Origin of the sequence: Bradyrhizobium sp. 170 (genome assembly GCF_023101085.1) — a bacterium.
GTDB lineage: Bacteria > Pseudomonadota > Alphaproteobacteria > Rhizobiales > Xanthobacteraceae > Bradyrhizobium.
The window spans coordinates 8,021,804-8,039,654 of the sequence record NZ_CP064703.1; the positions used below are offsets into that span (position 1 = coordinate 8,021,804).

The 17,851-nt window shown below is 62.6% G+C and carries 17 protein-coding genes; 9 read left to right on the forward strand and 8 right to left on the reverse strand.

The window, feature by feature from the left end; all coding sequences use genetic code 11:
* The first annotated feature begins 16 nt into the window (after positions 1-16).
* The 4 genes from IVB05_RS37795 (at position 17) to IVB05_RS37810 (ending at position 3,521) form a co-directional block, all read left to right on the forward strand.
* Positions 17-769: a 3-oxoacyl-ACP reductase family protein gene (locus tag IVB05_RS37795; RefSeq protein ID WP_247781182.1), complete on the forward strand. Its 753-nt coding sequence runs from the start codon at positions 17-19 to the stop codon at positions 767-769.
* A 73-nt stretch (positions 770-842) separates the two neighbouring features.
* Positions 843-1,541 (forward strand): pirin family protein, encoded by a 699-nt coding sequence (locus IVB05_RS37800; protein ID WP_247781183.1) that lies wholly within the window; start codon positions 843-845, stop codon positions 1,539-1,541.
* 156 nt (positions 1,542-1,697) lie between these two features.
* Positions 1,698-2,297: an NAD(P)H:quinone oxidoreductase gene (gene wrbA / locus IVB05_RS37805; RefSeq protein WP_247781184.1), complete on the forward strand. Its 600-nt coding sequence runs from the start codon at positions 1,698-1,700 to the stop codon at positions 2,295-2,297.
* Positions 2,298-2,573: 276 nt separating this feature from the next.
* Complete coding sequence (locus IVB05_RS37810; RefSeq protein ID WP_247781185.1) at positions 2,574-3,521, forward strand: DUF5996 family protein; 948 nt, start codon at positions 2,574-2,576, stop codon at positions 3,519-3,521.
* Between the two features lie 108 nt (positions 3,522-3,629).
* Here the strand turns inward: IVB05_RS37810 and IVB05_RS37815 are convergent, their stop codons facing one another.
* The 3 genes from IVB05_RS37815 to IVB05_RS37825 all read right to left on the reverse strand — a co-directional run bounded on the left by IVB05_RS37815 (position 3,630) and on the right by IVB05_RS37825 (position 6,133).
* Positions 3,630-3,821 carry a hypothetical protein gene (locus IVB05_RS37815; protein WP_247781186.1) on the reverse strand — a complete coding sequence of 64 codons (192 nt, stop codon included), beginning with the start codon at positions 3,819-3,821 and terminating at the stop codon, positions 3,630-3,632.
* Between the two features lie 179 nt (positions 3,822-4,000).
* The gene (locus IVB05_RS37820) at positions 4,001-5,188 is read right to left on the reverse strand and encodes a GNAT family N-acetyltransferase (RefSeq protein WP_247781187.1); all 1,188 of its coding nucleotides are present in this window, start codon (positions 5,186-5,188) and stop codon (positions 4,001-4,003) included.
* Between the two features lie 12 nt (positions 5,189-5,200).
* Entirely contained in the window at positions 5,201-6,133 is a 933-nt protein-coding gene (locus IVB05_RS37825; RefSeq protein ID WP_247781188.1) for a cupin-like domain-containing protein, read from the reverse strand.
* Between the two features lie 227 nt (positions 6,134-6,360).
* Here IVB05_RS37825 and IVB05_RS37830 point away from each other — a divergent pair, with 227 nt between their 5' ends.
* Complete coding sequence (locus tag IVB05_RS37830) at positions 6,361-7,452, forward strand: hypothetical protein (RefSeq protein ID WP_247781189.1); 1,092 nt, start codon at positions 6,361-6,363, stop codon at positions 7,450-7,452.
* Positions 7,453-7,455: 3 nt separating this feature from the next.
* Here the strand turns inward: IVB05_RS37830 and IVB05_RS37835 are convergent, their stop codons facing one another.
* From IVB05_RS37835 to IVB05_RS37855, 5 genes are all read right to left on the reverse strand, one after another.
* The gene (locus IVB05_RS37835; RefSeq protein ID WP_247781190.1) at positions 7,456-8,769 is read right to left on the reverse strand and encodes an O-antigen ligase; all 1,314 of its coding nucleotides are present in this window, start codon (positions 8,767-8,769) and stop codon (positions 7,456-7,458) included.
* Positions 8,766-9,767, reverse strand: coding sequence for a glycosyltransferase (locus tag IVB05_RS37840; RefSeq protein WP_247787288.1), 1,002 nt, complete (start codon positions 9,765-9,767; stop codon positions 8,766-8,768). The genes IVB05_RS37835 and IVB05_RS37840 overlap by 4 nt, the downstream gene beginning before the upstream one ends.
* Positions 9,768-10,029: 262 nt before the next feature.
* A complete protein-coding gene (locus IVB05_RS37845; RefSeq protein ID WP_247781191.1) occupies positions 10,030-11,016 on the reverse strand; it encodes a hypothetical protein in 987 nt (328 codons plus the stop codon).
* Positions 11,003-12,898, reverse strand: a complete 1,896-nt coding sequence (locus IVB05_RS37850) for an acyltransferase family protein (protein WP_247781192.1) — start codon at positions 12,896-12,898, stop codon at positions 11,003-11,005. The genes IVB05_RS37845 and IVB05_RS37850 overlap by 14 nt, the downstream gene beginning before the upstream one ends.
* Positions 12,895-13,062, reverse strand: coding sequence for a hypothetical protein (locus IVB05_RS37855; RefSeq protein ID WP_247781193.1), 168 nt, complete (start codon positions 13,060-13,062; stop codon positions 12,895-12,897). Before IVB05_RS37855 ends, IVB05_RS37850 begins: the two co-directional genes overlap by 4 nt.
* 418 nt (positions 13,063-13,480) lie before the next feature.
* On the opposite strand from IVB05_RS37855, the gene IVB05_RS37860 reads away from it, so the two are divergent.
* From IVB05_RS37860 to IVB05_RS37875, 4 genes are read left to right on the forward strand one after another with little or no spacing between them, the layout of a single operon-like run.
* Positions 13,481-14,956: an oligosaccharide flippase family protein gene (locus IVB05_RS37860; protein ID WP_247781194.1), complete on the forward strand. Its 1,476-nt coding sequence runs from the start codon at positions 13,481-13,483 to the stop codon at positions 14,954-14,956.
* On the forward strand, positions 14,956-16,164 hold the full coding sequence (locus IVB05_RS37865; protein WP_247781195.1) for a hypothetical protein: 1,209 nt from the start codon (positions 14,956-14,958) through the stop codon (positions 16,162-16,164). The genes IVB05_RS37860 and IVB05_RS37865 overlap by 1 nt, the downstream gene beginning before the upstream one ends.
* A gap of 1 nt (position 16,165) precedes the next feature.
* Positions 16,166-16,990 carry a class I SAM-dependent methyltransferase gene (locus tag IVB05_RS37870; protein ID WP_247781196.1) on the forward strand — a complete coding sequence of 275 codons (825 nt, stop codon included), beginning with the start codon at positions 16,166-16,168 and terminating at the stop codon, positions 16,988-16,990.
* A 4-nt stretch (positions 16,991-16,994) separates the two neighbouring features.
* The gene (locus IVB05_RS37875; RefSeq protein WP_247781197.1) at positions 16,995-17,747 is read left to right on the forward strand and encodes a polysaccharide deacetylase family protein; all 753 of its coding nucleotides are present in this window, start codon (positions 16,995-16,997) and stop codon (positions 17,745-17,747) included.
* The last annotated feature ends 104 nt before the right edge of the window (positions 17,748-17,851 follow it).

Here is a 17,851-nt window from a genome sequence, read left to right on the forward strand (position 1 = left end):
GCAACGGAGAAATCCAATGACCAAGAAGCTCTCAGGCAAGGTAGCCCTCGTCACCGGCGGTTCGCGCGGCATCGGCGCGGCGTCTGCCCGCGCCCTCGCCGAAGAAGGCGCCAACGTCGCCATCAGCTATGTGGCGTCCCCCGCAAAGGCGGAAGCCGTAGTCGCCGAGTTGAAGGCCAAGGGCGTCAATGCCCGCGCCTACAAGGCCGACCAGGCCTCCTCCGTCGACGTCGACCAACTGGTCAAGAACGTCGCCAAGGATTTCGGCCGGCTCGACATCCTCGTCAACAATGCCGGCGTCGCCGTCGGCGGCGCGGTCGACGATCCCAACGCTGACACCGCGGCATTGGCCCGCCAGAGCGCCGTGAACGTCGATGGCGTCATCACCGCGATCCGCGCGGCGGCAAAGCTGATGGGTGAAGGCGGCCGTATCGTCACGATCGGCTCCGATATCGCAACCCGCGCTTCATTCCCCGGCCTCGCCGACTACGCCGCCACCAAGGCCGCGGTCGTCGGCTACACGAAAGGTGCGGCGCGCGATCTCGGACCGCGCGGCATCACCGTCAACGTGCTGCAGCCGGGCTCGATCGACACCGACATGAACCCGGACGACGACCGCGATTTTGCTGACCTCCAGCGCAAGCAGCACGCGCTGCAGCGCTTCGGCAAGCCGGAAGAAATCGCAGCCGGCGTGCTGTTCCTCGCGAGCCCCGAAGCCTCCTTCGTGACCGGCACGGTGCTCAATGTCGATGGCGGCTTCGGCCCCTGATTCAAATCCAGCGAGGCCGGGCGCATGCCGCGCGGCCGCCTAATTCAAGAAACTTTCAACGAAGGAATATCCCATGATCGAACTCAGACCATTTGCAAAACTCGGCAGCGCCGATCACGGCTGGCTGAAGGCAAAACATCACTTCTCGTTCGGCAGCCATTACGACCCCGACAATATGGGCCACGGCTCCTTACGGGTGTGGAACGATGACGAGATCGCGCCGAACTCAGGCTTTCCCGCCCATCCCCACGCCAATATGGAAATCATCACCTATGTCCGCGAAGGCGCGATCACGCATCAGGACTCGCTCGGCAACAAGGGCCGGACGGAGGCCGGCGACGTGCAGGTGATGAGCGCCGGAAGCGGCATCCGTCACTCCGAATACAATCTGGAAGCTTCGAAGACGAAGATCTTCCAGATCTGGATCGAGCCGACGACGAAGGGCGGCCAGCCGACCTGGGGCGCGAAACCGTTTCCGAAGTCGGATCGCTCCGGCAAGCTCGTCACCATCGCCAGCGGTATTGCCGGCGACAAGGATGCGCTGCCGATCCGCGCCGATGCGCGGGTGCTCGCCACCACACTGAAGGCCGGCGAGAGCGCGGAGTATACGCCGAACGAAGCCCGTCACCTTTACCTGGTGCCGGCGGCCGGCAGCATCGAAGTCAACGGCGTACGCATCAACGCCCGCGACGGTGTTGCGATCCGCAACGAGGCGAAGCTGACGATTACCGCGCTGGAAGATTCCGAACTGGTGCTGGTCGACGCGGCGTAGGGGCGTCAATCGAACCAACCGCCGTCATGGCCGGGCTTGTCCCGGCCATCCACGCCTTGACGCAAAAGCAAGACGTGGATGCCCGGCACAAGGCCGGGCATGACGACCGATTTTTTTCTCGAGCACCTCAAACCCAAACCCAAAAGGAAAGCCATCATGGCCAAAGTACTCGTACTCTATTATTCCGCCTACGGTCACATCGAGGCGATGGCGAATGCCGTCGCAGAAGGCGCACGCAAGGCCGGCGCCGCCGTCGACATCAAGCGCGTGCCGGAACTGGTGCCCGAAGCGGTCGCCAAGGCTTCCTATTACAAGCTCGATCAGGCCGCGCCGATCGCAAAGATTGAGGACCTCACCAATTACGACGCCATCATCGTCGGCACCGGCACCCGCTTTGGCCGGATGGCGTCGCAGATGGCGAACTTCCTCGATCAGGCCGGCGGCCTCTGGGCAAAGGGCGCGCTGCACGGCAAGGTCGGCGGCGCGTTTACCTCGACCGCGACCCAGCATGGCGGGCAGGAAACCACGCTGTTTTCGATCATCACCAACCTGCTGCATTTCGGCATGACCATCGTCGGCCTGAACTATGGCTTCGCCGGCCAGATGAAGCTCGACGAAGTCACCGGCGGCGCGCCCTACGGCGCGACCACGATTACCGGCGGCGACGGCAGCCGCCAGCCCAGCGAAAACGAACTCGCCGGCGCGCGCTATCAAGGACGCGTGATCGCCGAGACCGCGAACAAACTGCGTGGCTGATGCGATATGGGCGGCATTCTCATTCGGGAATGCCGCCCTATTTCGTCCCTCAGGGCGACGGAAACAATGATGGTCGAAATTCTCTTTCTCGCTCAACAGGCACGCCGGCCGCTGCAGGCCCTGGCGCGGCGCTGGTGGTGCAGGAGCCTGTACCGCGCCTCGCGCGGACAGCGGCGCTGCCGGGAGTGCACTAAATCGTGAGGCGCGGTTTTTAAAGGCCGCGTGAATTCGTGATACGCCTTCTGCCTTCACGGCAGACACGCGCAGGGTTGTGGCATGAGTAACAATTCGCAAGTCCCGTGGCCGGAGTTGCCGACCGCGGCGTGGCGTGACACCTGTGTGACGCTGCAGCTCTGGACCCAGATCGTCGGCAAGATCCGGCTGACCAAATCGCCCTGGCTCAATCATTCCTGGCATGTGACGCTCTACGTCACGCCGCGCGGATTGACGACGTCGCCGGTCCCCGACGGCGCGCGAACGTTCCAGATCGACTTCGATTTCATTGACCACACGCTGCGCATTTCAACCAGCGACGGCTCGCTGGAGCAATTTACGCTAGCAGGACATTCGGTCGCCAGCTTCTACGTCGCCACGATGGCAGCGCTTGCCGAACTCGGCATTGCCGTTGCCATCGACGAGATGCCGAACGAATTGCCGGAGCCGGTGCGCTTTTCAGAGGACACCAAGCACGCTTCCTACGATCCCGATGCTGTCGGGTGCTTCCTGCAAATTCTCGTCAACTGCGACCGCGTCTTCAAGCAATTCCGAACCGGCTTCCTCGGCAAGGCCAGCCCGGTGCATTTCTTCTGGGGCAGTTTCGATCTCGCGGTGACGCGCTTCTCGGGCCGCCGCGCCCCGCGCCATCCCGGCGGCGTGCCGAACCTGCCCGATGCGGTCGCACATGAAGCCTATTCACACGAAGTCAGCAGCGCCGGCTTCTGGCCGGGCGGCGGCGCGATCGATTATCCTGCGTTCTATTCGTATGCCTATCCCGAGCCACCGGGTTTCCGCGCAGCGAAGGTGCGACCGAATGCGGCCTTCTTCAGTGAAGCGCTGGGCGAATTCATCCTGCCCTACGATGCCGTGCGAACGGCAACCGATCCCGACAAGGCGCTGCTCGATTTCCTGCAAAGCACCTATGAGGCCGCGGCAATATCGGCAAAGTGGGATCGCGACGCGCTGGAGTGCGATCCTGGCCGACCGGCCGTAGTGCGGCGGGTTTAAAGCTGCTGCGTAGGGTGGGCGCAAAGCGCGTGCCACCATCCCCGTCCATTTTGCGAAGGGAAGGTGGGCACGGCGCGATGCGCCCTTGCCCCCTACGGATTCCCCAAGCTAATGCCGCAGTTGCGGCTTCACGATGGTCTGGCGAACTTCGGCGCCGCAGTCGGCGCACTCATACGTGAAGTCGATCTTCGCCATGCTCCAATGCGGCTCGACGTCGCGCACATACATCGGAACTCCGACGCAGCTCGGACAGATGACGAAGGCCGGTTCGATATCGTGATGATGGATATAGGCTGGCATGTCGGCTCTCCCCAAGAAGACAATCAAGAAAGCATTCACCAGTAGTCCCTGACCCGTAGCGCAGCCTACGCCTCTGGCGTGCAGGCGATCATGAACTCTCGCGAACACAGGCAGAACGTCCCCACAATCCCGGCATGTGTTGCAAATTTGCACGGCTGTTCCCGTGCGGCAAGAATATGTCAATTCTCTTCGCGTGACAGCGGTTTACCGAGCGCGCGTTTCAACCAGTCATCGAGCCGCGGATAGTTGCGCACTGTACGCACCATATGATCGCGCAGCGCGTAGGGCCATCCGCGCCAACTCAAGGCGGCGCTGATGTCGATCAGCGGCAGCCGCGTCACACCGAAGCGGCGCTTGTAGGTGTAATTGCCGACAGAGAAGTCGAACTCGCGCACGCCGTCCTGGTGCAGAGCCGCCATGGTGCGCTCGATGATCAGCCGGCCCGGCGAACAGTTCGACCATTTCTCGCCGGCATTGCTGATGCGGATCATCACGTAGCGTGAGCCGGTCCTGATGCCGAGCAGCGTCGCCACGATCTCGTCGCCGACCGTGAGCGCCGAGACCAGCGCATAGCCATTGCCGACGCCATCGCGCACCAGGTTGCGGTAGAATGCCGCGCAGGTCTCGTCATTGAGGGCGTAGTTCCGCCCGATGCTCTGCATCCGCGCGGCTTGCTGAACCTCGGTGGTCGCGAGAATCCGCAACGCTTCACTGGTATCGGTGACGATCGCAAAGGATGCGGCGGTATCGCGCGTGAAGACGCGCCAGCTCCGTTGCAGCTCCGTGCGCACGACTTTTTGCAGCGTGTAGCGCCAGGCGTCGTAATCCTCGCCGGTGGTGACGAGATTGCCGTTGAGCAAGCACGGACCGCCGGTGTCGAGCAAGGCGAGCGGGTTGGGCCTGCCATCGAGATCGATGGGCACCTTGCGAAGGCGGATGAGATCGGCCGCCTCAGGCATGCGGCGCAGCGCCGACAGCAGGCAGCGCCACAGCGCGCGCATCGCTTTGGCATCACGCGGCGCGGCGCTGCCCAAGATCGGCGCGTTGTAGTCGGTCAGATTGAGATCGGCGAATTCGACCGTTGTGATCTTGTCTTGCCGGCGGCGGATCAGCGGCAGCAGCATCGCCGGTTCGCCGGTCGATGCGTCCGTGACAACAGCGATTAAAGGCGCCACGCCCTCGGCACCGGCGAAAGCGGCGTACCACGCGTCATACCATTGCGGATGCTGGAACGGCGTCGACGGGCTGATATCGTGCCAGCGCGCGACGGCCTGCTTCCAGTCGCGCGGCAGCTCGACACGGAATCCGGCCGAGCGGCTCGTTGATCGCGCCGCCACTTGCCCCGCATTGGTCGTCAGCACCGTCATCGGCGTTGCGACCTATGCCGCCTTCGGCAGATCGACGATCCTGCCGGGCTCAGCGGCGTCAAGGCGGAAATCGATCGCGCGGCGGGCGTTGCGCTCGCGCTTGACCCACTTGCTGTCGCGCACGAGCTTTTGCAGCACCGCCTTGGCGAAGAAGGACGGCCCGCGCAGATTGCTGGTCTTCGGCGTATAGCCGAAGCGATGGCGCAGCAGGCCGTTGGCGAGGTGGACGATCTGGGCGCGGCGGATCTCGTCGTTGCCGTAGGATACCGTCATGGAAATATTGACGGTGCCGAGATTCTCGACGCGGTGCGGCGCGTTCAGCGGCCAGTTCAGCATCTGGCCGGGTTCGAGGTCGAACACCTGCGCATGCCGGTCGTACCAGGGCGCGTAGGGCAGATCGACCTCGACGTCGAACAGCGCGATGTCCTCGAGGTGTTGCGGCTTGATGAACGGCGCGGTGTTTGGATAGACGTAGACCCGCTTGCGCCCGGCGATCTGGATCAGGCCCTGCCCCGGCAGGTCGGCATGATAATAGACCTGCGCGTCCGGCGAAGAGATCAGAATACCGGCCTGGTGGTTCGGCACCACGAACCCAGGAACGTTGGCCGCAATCTCCTCGAACATCCGGTCGATCAGCTTGCGGTAGCGGCTATCGACCGAACCGACATTGCGCATGTTGAGCCAGAGCCCGCCCCGGGAAATCGCTTCGATGACCTGCCGGCCGGAGAGGTTACCGATATCGCCCTCGCGCCACACGCGGCTGGATCCCTTGGCGCCCGTCTTCACCAGGCTGTAGTGCTCGCGCGGATAGCTCTCGATCAGTTGGGCGAGATCGTCCATCGAGAACGCCGGCGATTTGTGCATCTCGTGTTGGAGCCGGATCGGCTGGTGGCTCCAAAGCTCGGAATGCGTCTCATCCCAAGTGCTGAAGATCTTGCCTGTCATCGCCGCGCTCCTGCTTCCCGTTACCTGGCCCGCCCATTCCGACTGTCCCGAAATCGCGGCCGGCCACCATTGCCGGGACCGCTCGATGTCCCGTTATGAGACGGTCGGACGGCCTTCATGGTCGGATTGGCAAGAACGGTGCCGGGCGGACGCCGGCGCTTACCGGAAGCTAATGTCTGGGATGTATGGCTAACGCCGACAGTTCCTGGAAACCCCGCCGCCGCACGATGACTGGAGAAACCCGATATCGGGCGCTGTTTCTAGGCGCGGGACCGCAGATGCATTGCGGCGTCGGCCAGTTCACCCGGCTGTTGCAGGAGGCGATCGAAAAGCTCGAGCCCGGAACCAGCGCGACGTTAACCCTGACGCGCAGCGAAGGCTCGCTTTCCGAGATCTGGCGCGCGGTCGGCACGGCGCAAAGCGTGGTCTGCAACTTCCCGATCGTGGCCTGGAAGCGCGTGATGTTCGCGCCGCTCGCAGCGATGGCGATCGCCAAGCTGCGCCGACGTAAGGTCGTCCTGATCCAGCACGAATGGGACGGGCTGCATTGGCTGCGCCGCATCACCTACATGCCGGCGCTGCTGCTGGCCGACACCATCATCATGTTTTCGCCGCTGGTGCAGCGCGAGCTGGCCAGCGACCGCCTGCTCGGCTGGACCGCCAGAAAGAGCGTGCTGGCGCCACTGCCGCCGAACATCGAGGCCCCGGCGGGAATTGAAGATTCGAAGTTGCGGCATCGCCTGATCGCCGCGAAAGGTGACGGGCGGCTCCTGATCGGTCATTTCGGGTCGATCTATCCGGGCAAGCAGCCCAACGCACTGCTCGAGATCGGCGCCCTTCTGAAGCAACGCGGGCTCAAGCCGCTGATCGTCTATATCGGCTCCTTCATCCGCGGCGTCGACAAGGTCGAGCAGGAGTTTCATGCCCGCGCCCGAGAACTCGGCATCGCCGACGACGTGATCGTCTCCGGCTTTGTCGCCTCCGATCACGAGGTGTTCGGCCTGTTCAGCGAGATCGACGCATTCTGCTATCCGCTCGACGAAGGGCTCACCGCGCGGCGCTCCAGCATTCTCACCTGCGTGCAATCCGGCCGTCCGCTGATCGTCGCAGGTCCCGCGCTGCCGGAGGAATTCGACCACCATCCGCGCTTCAAGGAATTGATCGGCCGCGGCGCCATCGCGCTGGTCGCGCGCGGCGCTGATAACGAGGCCTATGCCGACCGGATCGCTTCGGTGGTCAAACGGCCGCCGGTACACTTGCCATTCGATTTCGACGGCTGGTGGAAGGACGTTGCCGAGGCGGTGCGGGCGCAGCTCTGAGCCTCAGGCTTTCGCCCGAAACCGGGCGAGGTAGTGCAGGCCGAATACCGCCAACAGGAACGTGAACCACGAGGGTTCGGAACGGTCGAGGAAGAAGCTTTCCATCGCCGACAGATAGAGCCCGAACAGCCAGATCCGCAGCAGCATCATGGCGAGCGGCCCGTTGTTGCCGCCCTCATCCGCCCGCTGAAAATTCCTTAAAGGAAGGATCACCAGCACCAGGATGAGCAAGGCGAGCCCGGGCAGGCCCGTGCCTAGCGCGGTGTCGAGATAGCCATTATGGCTGTGCGCGGCAAAGCCAGCCCACTCCTTGCCTTCCGGCAGATTTTGAATGGCGCTGCTGCCCCAGAAGGACGCAAAGCCATAGCCGGTGAGCAGCCGCGCATGGAGCGACTGCAATGCAAACGCCCAGATGTCGGTGCGGCCGGTAAATGTCGAATCGAACGGCAGCAATTTGGAAATCCCGGCGAGGCCCTCAGACATCACCGCGCCGATGCTCAACAGGTTCAGCAATACCAGCGGCGTGAGCAAGATGATCGCGCGAAGCCAGAGCATGCGGATGAAATGGATTGTCGACGTCAGCAGCAGCACCACAAAGCACAGGGTCAGCGAGCTCTTTCCGGCCGAATACAGCAGAAACAGCGAGGCGAGCACGATGATGGCGGCACCGGATAGCCACAGGCCGGAGCGGATGACGTAGACGCCGAGAAACAGCACCACCACCATGATGGACGCGGCCTGGTTCTTGTGGCCGAACGCGCCGCGCCAGTTGCCGGCGAGGCCGGGCTCCTGCGGATCGGACGCCAGGTGAATCGAAAGATCGGGGGCCAGCAATATTCCGAGATAGCAGATCGCCAGCAATGCGAGCGCGGCGACCGTGAACCAGTGCATCAGTTCCTGCTGCGACCTTGGCAGCAGCATGAGAGCAGCAGTCACCGCGATGACGCAGATCGTCAAGGAAAGACGCTTGATCGACGTCGTCGGATCGAACGACAACACGACCGTCACCAGGAGCCAGGCGCCGAACAGGACAAACGCCGGCGACAACAACGTCACCAGTCCCCGCGCGTCATTTCGCATCGCGAGCGCAATCGTCAGCACGCTGAGGGCGCCGAACACCGCATAGGTCGCCAGCTCGTTTCCGGTACCGGCATCGCCAATCTGCATATTGCCGAGGCTTTCAAACGGATGCAGCGATATCCAGCCGAGCAGCAGCGTTCCGACAAATGTCGCGCCGCGAACGATATCCATCACCTGCTGGCGCTCTATCCCGGCGGCCAGCTTACGGATTTCGGATGCGTCGACGAGCTGGCTCATGAGACGATCTTCGAAGCCTTGTACGGTTGCGGTTCGAGGCCGAACGCGGCCAGCGCGCTGCCGATCGCAACCGTGACGGGATGCATCGCAATGGTCCGCTCTCGCTCGGTCAGGACGGCACACACGGCATAGACCAGCGAAAGCGGCAAGGCCGCCAGCAGTTTGGCGGTCAACTTCGCCCGCAGCCAGGCCGTCGGCGTCGCCTTGCGCTGGACGTGATAGTTGATCGCGCCGATCCGCAGGCCGCGCATGACAAGCCATTTCAGGCTGGTGCGGCCTTGCGGCACGGTCTCCGAGATCACGGCTTCGTTGACCCAATGAAAGCGCAACCCGAGCCTTCGGCAACGGTAGAAGAAATCAGTGTCGCCGCCGCCCAGAAAATTGAAACGGAGGTCGAACGCCGGCATGCCCAACCGCGCAAACACCGAGCGCCGGATCAGGCAATTGCCGCAGCCATAGATCACCGGCACCGGGCCTGAGGCATCGTAAGCCGGCGCAAAAGCCGGGTGGCGCCGCAAGCCGCGCTTCCGTGCGTCATCGAATTCGGGGAATACCGGTCCGCCGACGATGTCGGCGCCGGTCGCATTGGCGGTCCTTACCATCTGCTCCAGCCAGTCCCGCGACGCGATTTCATCGTCGTCGATCATCAGGAAGCTGGTTGCCGCCGGGAACATCTGCAGCGCCGTCTCGAAGGCGGCGTTGATCGCATGGCAATTGCCCTGCCGCGGCTCGATCACGCATAGCCCTGTGAATTTTCCCGACGCGAGGTACTCGACGGCAACCGGGACGCTCTCGCTCTTCGAGGCATCGTTCTCCACCATGACGACGGCGAAGCGGCGGCTGGTGCGCTGCGCGGCAAGCGACTCCAGCGTCCGGCGCAGGTACTGCGGCCGGCGGAAACAGGGGATGCAAACCACGATTTCGGTTGCGGGATCGAGCGCCGGCGAAGCCGCCACCAGCGCGCGCAAAGCCCTGACCGATGGCTCGGGCCCGTCCATCCGGAGATCGTTGGTCGAAAGCTCTGCCATGACGCTCAGGTCGTTCACGAGTATGTCTCATCGTCCCGAAACGGGATGGCCGGCGTAATCGCGGGACAGTTCCGTCTCGATAAAGTCGTTCGTTCCGGGGTTGATCCGGCCGTTCCGAACGTAACGCTGGCAGCGGTGCAATATTCGGTCCGATGCCGAAACGTGAAGCAGCGAACTTCGACGACGGTTAATGGACGGGGTTAATCCGCGCTGAACGAACGCTCGCCGCAAATCAGCGGCTAAACAACTTACGGAATAGCCGCTGCGAATCTGGAAACTGGCCGTTGTCGATCTGGGTAGGCCACGCACCGTTGACGTCGAAGTAGGCGGCGTAGGCAATGCTGCCTTCGTTCTTCATGAACCAGTCGTGCATCTGCTGAATGAAGAACGGGTTGTCGCCGGCATTGCCCACGCCCCATTCAGGGTAGCTCATCGGCTTGCCGTGCTTGCGCGCAAAATCGCGGTGCCATTCCAGGCCATATGGCGCCTTGACGTAGAAGGTGTTCCAGCGCTCCTCGGGCGTGCCCTCCTGCTTGAAATCGTAGACGTCGAGACCGATGTAGTCGACGACGTCATCGCCGGGATAGCTCGCGTCCGCCGGCATCTCCTGCGGCCCCCACCCCGGACACCAGTCGAACTTGAAGGTAGTGGAGTGACGCCTGAATATTTCCACGACGCGGCGGAACGCCTTGATGTAATCGGCTTCATGGCCTTTGGCGAACCACGCCATTTCAGCCAGATTCATCTCCCAGCCGAGCCGAATGACCGCCTGCGGATGCGCTTCCGAAATCGCCCGGGCGGCAGCCTCGAATTCGGCATCGTGAAGCCCATCGGCCACGTCGGCGAGAGGCGTCCCCTTCATCGTCAGCGGGATCGACCAAACCACATTGCGCGCGGGATTGAGCTTCTTCCATATGCCCGGAACCCAGCTCAATTTGGAAGAGTCCTCCCAGGTCGTCCCGCCATAGAAGTCGACGCCGAGCACCGAGGACGGCTTCTGCTTCAGCCATTTTTCCCATGCCTGCAGCGTATGCTCGCGTCCTATCGGACCCCAGTTGACGAAGGCGCCCGCGAACTTCGGCGGGTTGGAGACGGCGCGTGAGGCGGCGTTGCTGTCGACATGCGCCAGCAGCAGCACGGTCAGCACGAAGGCTGCCAGAAACAGCACCAGCCGCTTCATACCGAGCCCTTTGCGCCGCCTTGGATCAGTTCGAAACATCTACCCTCGCATGCTTTCTGGCAAAGGCCGCCGATAGCCTTCGTCCTACCTCGATCGCGCCTTCGGCCGTGAGATGCCCCGCATCGAATTGCATGGGGATGTCGCCCCGCACAAATTCGTCACAACGATCGTCGCGGCAAACGGCATCGTAAACGGAAAGATAGGTGGCGCCTGCAGTCGTCACCATCTGCTTCAAGGCCAGATCTCGTTCGCGAATTCCGGGCGTACGCCGCGCACTCGCACGCGACGGCATGTCGTGCAGGATACCGTCCACGAGAAGCCGCGGCAGCGCCGCATCATATTCGACGATCGGACCAAGCACTGTGACGTCGATCGCTCTTGATTTCAAAAATTGCAGCGTCGCCGACAGAAACGGCAGATCCTCATCCTTCCACGATGCGGCAAGCAGTACGCCGTCGACCTCGTTATGGACAAGAAAATCGCTGAACACGAATTCCATCAGATGGCGGCAAACCGGTGTGTCATACCGCGAACCCGCTGCGACGGCCGGGCGGCAAAGGCTGGCGGTCGCCTGCATGAGATTGATTTCCGGCATCGCCAGCGAAAGCCCGGACCAGAGATGCGCGGCGTGGCTGTCACCGACGAGCAGGTAGTTCGGCCGCGCCGGATCAGGCTTCAGGCAGGTCTCGACATCGAGCTTCTGGCGGTTGCTCGACAGAAAGCAGCGGCCGGTGCGAACCGCGACTGAAGAATCGTAGGCCAGAAAGGAGCCGATCTCGACAATGCGCTTGGAAAAGCGGAACGGCGCGCCGCTGAACAGGATCACCAACCCGCACAGCCCGACCGTCGAGGCCATGGTGGCCGAGGTCGCGCCGAAAATGGCGGCCTTCGACGTTCCCTTCGCCAGGTTGCGGAACGGCGCCTCGACCAGCTTCCACGACAAACAGGCGATGCCGATGGAGAGCGCGATCAGTATCAGTTTTGCCGATGCGGACGACTCCGTGAAGAAAATGGCGTCGGTTCGCTGAAACACGGTAAGCGGCCAGTGCCACAGATAGAGCGAATAGGATATCAGCCCGACAAACACGAACGGCCGCAAGGACAGCAATCGCCCTGCCACCGAGACGGCACGCTCGCTGGACGCAATCACCAGCACCGTGCCGACAGCGGCGAGACCGGTCATCGCCAGTAACGGCACCGCCGGCGACCCGAATATGATGACGCCAAGCAACAGCGATAATCCCGACACGCCGCTGGCGTTTCGCCAGAATGCGGTTTCCGGCACGGGAACAAATTCGACCGAGAGCAGCGCGCCCAGCGCCAGCTCCCAGGCCCGGAACGGGGCAAGATAGAACGCAAATGCGGGATTTCGCGCGCTCATCGCCAGTGCACCGGCAAACGAAGCCGCGGCGACGATGGCGAACAGCAGCCCGGCGCGCTTCGGCGCGAAGCGATACACCAACAGCATCAACAGGGGTGCAGCGAAGTAGAACTGCTCTTCGACGCCGAGCGACCAGGTATGCAGCAGAGGCTTGGTTTCGGCCGGAGCGTCGAAATAGCCGGCGGTCTGCGCAAAATAGACATTCGAGACCGACGCCACGGCGCTTGCGAGACTCCTCGCGTAATCTACGAGTTCAACCGGCAGGCAATAGAGCGCGGCAAGGACGCTGGTGACGAGAAACATCACGAACAGCGCCGGCAGGATACGCAGGATCCGGCGCTTGTAGAAATTGGCGAGCGAGAACGATCCTTTGCGGATGTCCGCATCGATCATGCCGCAGATCAAATACCCGGAGATGACGAAGAAGATATCGACACCGACAAAGCCGCCGGAAAAGCCGGGGACGCCGACGTGGTAGAGCAGCACGGGGATGACGGCGATCGCGCGCAGGCCGTCGATGTCGGCGCGGTATCTCGTCACCTCGGACTCACCAGCCGCGCAACGACGCGCCGCAGGAAGCCGGCGGGGTGGTGGGCGCTCACCGTCGCAAAAGGATACAGGCCGGACAGGTCGGCTGTATCAAAAAGAACAGGAAGCTCGCAGCCCGCTTCTTGCGAAATGGGTTTTCGTTGGAAATTGGTCATCTGAAATCCAATCGTCGAAGATGTCGACGATGCCAGGGACCGGTTTGCAATATCCGGTCCATCATGGGCGCACGCGCAAACGGCGCTTCCGCCATGGTTACCGCGGAGCCGGAGCGGCACCAGTGTGTCGCAAATGCGGACACCGCGGACGGAGCGGGTGTACCGGAAATTGCCGGCCTCGCGGGGCCGCAGCGCTCTAGCCGTAAGATACGCAGGAAAAAACGGCAGGTTAACCAAGCCGACGCGCCGCAACACGCAGTGCGCCGGTCCGGCACCGATCTTGCTCAATGGGTACCGCGGAAGGAATCCGCCGGTTAACGGCGCGCTTCCAGCAGATTGTCGAGATGAATTGCAACGTGTCGTTAACCCTGAACCCATTGCCGAAGCGAAGTTCCACGCTTCAAAGGCCGAAAGTATAATGCTCAGCCAGACGTTCCATTATTCGGTTGCGAGCATCGTATCGGCCGTGATCGGCTTGCTGAGCGCGGTCGTATTCACGCGCCTGCTCTCGCCGGAAGAGTATGGGGTGTACGTCGTCGGTCTGAGCACCGCGGGCATCGTCTCGGCGCTCCTGTTCACCTGGGTCCGCGTCTCTGCCCTGCGCTTCCAGTCGGAAGGCGGCACGATCGACGTCAGGAAGACCATCTTCGTCGCCTATCTCATCTCCGCCCTTGCCGCGCCGATCGCGCTCCTCGTCGCCACATTGACGACGTCGGTATCGCTGGAGCGAAATCTCGCGGCCATCTTTTTCGCGCTGGGGCTCGGCCTGTTTGAACTCGGACAGGAACTGCTGAAGGCGCGGCTGCAATCATTCGCGTTCATGTCGGCGTCGATCATTCGCGCTGGCCTGGCCTTCACGCTGTGCCTGGCCGCGGCGCTACTCGGCGGCGGCGGACTGTGCCAGCTCGCGATGGTGACCATCACCTATTTCGTCACGACGACGCTCTTTGCCAGCACGATCCTGCGATCCCCCGTAGCCGGGCCGAAAATTTCCGATTTGCGGACGTTCGCGGGCTTCGGCATTCCGATCACGCTGTCGGGCATCGTCTTTGCGCTCCACGCCGCGCTCGACCGGATGCTGGTGTTTCATTTCATGGGCGACCATGCGGCAGGCCAGTACGGCGCGGCCGCCGATCTCGTCCGGCAGATCATCCTGATCCCCGCGGTAAGTATCGCATCGGCAACGATCCCGCTGGCGGTGCGTGCGTATACTACCGGCGGCACCGCCGAAGCGCGGCCGCATCTGGAGTTCAGCCTGGAAATTCTGCTGGCCGCCGTCTTGCCGGCCGTCGCCGGCGTGGCGCTGACGAGCAGCTATATTGCCGGCGTGATCCTTGGCAGCGAGTTCCGGGAGACCGCGGCGCAGATCATGCCGATCCTGGCTTTTGCCTGGCTGTTTCAGTCGATTTCCCAATCCTACATCCACGCGAGCTTTCATCTCGCCAAGACACCTTTCATGATGACGACGCAGAGCATCGCGATGCTGATCGCGAACTTGCTGGTCATGCCGGTCCTGCTCGCCAGATTTGGCCTGGTCGGCGCGGCGTCGAGCCTCGTGATCGTGGAAGCATTCGGCGCGGGCCTCGGCTGGTTTCTCACGCACAACGCCTTTCCGCTTCCCTTCAACGCGTTCCAGGTCCTGCGCATCGTCTCGGCGACGGCGATCATGGCGCTGGTGCTGACATTCCTCAAACCGCTGCTTCCGATCGGCGTGGTCTCGTTCGGCGTGCTGGCCGCAACCGGTTGCGTCGTCTACGTCGCCGCAGCCTTCGCGTTCGACATCGCCGGCCTGCGCAAGGCCGTGATCGCCTATGTCCGGCGTCGCAATCTCCCGGCCTCGTCCATCAGCGCCCCGGCCACGGGGCTACCCAGCATGTCGATAAGAGAACCATGATGCGGCTAGCGAGTAAAAATACGGTCGTCGCAGCCGACAATCGACATGTCATTTGTCGAACCAATCCGGTTTCGCTGCCGGACTTCACCGACAAGCGGCGCGAGGCGACGCGCCCGCCCGCGTTTCGGGGCGAGAATTTCGAGCGCGACTTCGACAGCAATACGCTGTTCTACGACGCAGTGCAGGTGAGCAAATCGAAGGTTGCCCTGTTTGCGCCGCCATTCTTCAATCTCGCGCGCGATGTCGCGACGACAAATTTCATCAGCGGCGCCGGCACCCGCAAGGCGCGGACGAGGCACCTCGACCGCCACGCCCAATTGTGGCTGGACATTCCCGAGCAGGCCGGCCCCATCCAGGCGTTGGGCGAACTGGGGAGCTTCACGTTCCAGGTGTCGCCTAACGAGTCGGAAATGTTCCGGGATCGCCGCGTCATCTTCACGATGTCGAAGGACAATCCGATCGAATGGATCCTCGACTGGGTGAGGTTCAACCGGGACATTCACGGCGCCGATGCCGTTCTGATTTATGACAACGGCTCCAGCGCCTACGACAGCGCCACACTGAGCGCGGCGCTCCGGTCGGTCGCGGGCATCCAATGCTCAGTCGTGATGGAGTGGCCTTTCAAATACGGCCCGCAGGGCGCCAATAGCTGGGACCACTGGGATTCCGATTTCTGCCAGTTGGGGGCGTGGGAGCACGCACGATGGCGCTTCCTTCAGAATGCCCGCAGCGCCATGAACTCCGACACCGACGAACTGGTGCTGTCGAAGACGGGACAATCGGTGTTTGAAGCCGCCGAACAATCATGGACCGGGCTTGTCCGATATCGCGGGCGATGGATCATCGGCGTCGACGACGGTATCCGCGACATGCACAAGGCGCCGTATCGGCACGCCGACTTCTCGATTCTCATGCCGCCGAAATACGAGTTCTCAAGGCTCGTAATGCGGCGCGACGCGAATGAGTGCCTGCCGAAATGGACGGTGGTTCCCGCCCGATGTCCCACGCATGCGCAATGGCATGTCCATTCGATCTTCTCCTGGTGGGCATCTTATTTCTGCACCAGGGACTTTTCGTTTCGGCATTTTCGCGAGATCGGCAGCAACTGGAAATACCAGCGCACCAACCGCGTGCCGTTCGACCCGTCGATTCACACGGCGGACCAGGCATTGATGGACGCTTTTCAGCGCGTCGATTGGGAAAACTAGAATGAACAAGGCAACCCCCACGTCAGAATGGATGAAGCCGATGAACGAGGCAGTCACGATCGACCACCGGCAGGCAGCCGAAACCGTACAGCATCCGCAGGCGCTGCTCGAGCTGGCACATGGCGAGGCACGGCAGAGCCTGTTGACCGTTCACGGCATTCTCGAAGCGAGACTGCCTGAGGGCGAACTCTCGATTTACGAGGCCGGCGGCGGCTCGACCAGCTTCCTGCCGCTCAAGGTGCTGCATCGTGCCCACGTCACCGTGGTCGACATCGACGAGGACCAGATCCGCAACAACGACTATGCGCAGGAGGCAATCCTCGGCGACATCCAGACCCATCGCTTCAAGCCCAGCAGCTTCGATCTCGTGATCTGCTACAACGTGATCGAGCACGTACCCGATGTCGAAGCAGCCCTCCTGAACTTCTGCGCATCGCTGAAGCCGAACGGGCTGATCCTGATCGGCGCGCCCAATCCAAGGTCGCTGTCCGGCGTCGTCACCAAATACTCGCCGCACTGGTTCCACGTCTGGTTCTACCGCCATGTCCGCGGCGACAAGAAAGCCGGCCTGCCCGGCCACGCGCCGTTCCCGACGCTGTTCCATCCGCTGGTCACGCTTTCCAACCTGGAGGCGTTTGCCGAGCAGCACGGCCTGCAGATGATCTACCGCAAGCAGTATGAGAGCCCGCGTTATCCGGAGATGCGGCTGCGCAAGCCTCTGTTCGCGGCAATGGTCGATGCCGCAGCGAAGGTGATGAACTTCTTCCTCCCCGGCAAGACCGACGTGCGGCACGGCGACTACCACGTGATCCTGCGAAAGCGTTGAGACCATGAACGCGATGTTGTCAGAGGCAAGGGCAAAGGTCGGCCACCGGCTGGCGATGCATCTGCGCGTCGATCTGTTCCGTCTGCGCAACAGCACGCCGATGGTCAGCTTTACCTTCGACGATCTTCCAAAGAGCGCGGCGACGACCGGCGCCGGGATGCTCGAAGCGCATGGCGCGCGGGGGACGTTCTATGTCTCGGGCAGCCTGGTCGGCGCCGACGCGCCTGATTGGGAGGCGGGCGAGACCGATGATGTGGTCTCGCTCCACCGCAGGGGTCACGAGATCGGCTGCCATACGTACTCGCATCAGCGCGCCTGCGACCTCGACGAAGCCGCGATGAGACAGGAAATCATTCGCAACCGCGGTTACCTTCGCGCACTCGACCCTTCGATAAAGGTCGATAGTTTTGCCTATCCGTTCGGATACGGCTCCTACGCACGCAAGTATCAGCTCAGGGAGGAATTCCAGACCTGCCGCAGCATCGTACAGGGCGTCAACGCCGGCAGCGTCGACCTGCAGTTCCTGCGCGCCGTGCCGCTGATCGATCGCGAGATGGATCGCGACGGGATCGACCGTGCGTTCGACGGCGCGCAAACCAATAACGGATGGTTAATTTTCTACGGCCACGACGTCACCGACCGGCCGAGCCCCTATGGTTGTTCGCCCGCCTTGCTCGCCCATGCGCTCCGCGCGGCGACGAAGCGGAAGATTCCAGTCCTGACGATGGCGGAGGCGATGCGATGCGCCCGCGCTTAAACGCTTTGTTTGCCAATTCAGGGAATAGTCCCTTGGTGAGTATGGTTAATTTTCCCTGTTGCGTTTGTTCAGCGCTTTTTTTCGGCGCCCGTGGCGTAACCCGA